Source organism: Vibrio sp. 1978, from assembly GCF_033344345.1.
Genome location: NZ_JAWPOP010000517.1, coordinates 1 through 673 on the forward strand (window position 1 = coordinate 1; position 673 = coordinate 673).

1 protein-coding gene is annotated in these 673 nt (G+C 46.8%); it reads right to left on the bottom strand.

Going from position 1 to position 673, the window contains the following annotated elements:
• On the bottom strand, positions 1 to 673 hold a 673-nt coding region (locus tag R8N49_RS27580; protein WP_318190511.1), incomplete at both ends, for a cache domain-containing protein.

Genomic DNA, 673 nt, shown 5'->3' on the forward strand with positions numbered 1-673 from the left:
GCCAAGCTGGCCATTTTATCGCGAGGTAGCTCTGGATTTAACGTGGTGAGCGGTTTCTGGCTGAGCTTTTCATCTTTATAAGCGACGAGATTATTGTTGCCATCCACCAAAAACGCGAAGCCGTTGTTATCCAGTTGGATATTCAATACTTCGCTGATGATGTCTGTGACGGCCAAGTCAGCGGCCAATACGCCTTGTTTGTTTTGGTTAAACGCTTTGGCAAAGCTGACCACAATACTGCCATCAAAGTCTTGGTATGGCTCGGTAATGTTCAGCCCAGATTGTGCCATCGCGTCTTGATACCAAGGGCGAGTTCGAGGGTCGTAATCGGATGGCCATGATTCGCTTTTATCGCCGTAGGCAATCGCGCCGTCAGAGAACCCTGCGTAAACCGAGAGAAATTTCCCCGCGCGTTTGGTCAGCAATAACTCGCGATCTGCATCATCAGAACCGGCGATGATTTGTTCGTTAGCCAACATCATATCGCTACGAATTGAGAGCCAATCGCTGATATAACGGTTAGTCGACTCAGAAATATTCTGTATTTCTCGGTTGAGTGTGGATGTGGTTTCTTCGTGAAGTTGATTAACGGAAACCCAAGCTTGAACGCCACTTACGATGGCGATAATGACTGCGATAGCAATCTGGATTTTTAACTTAATGGTATTTCTCA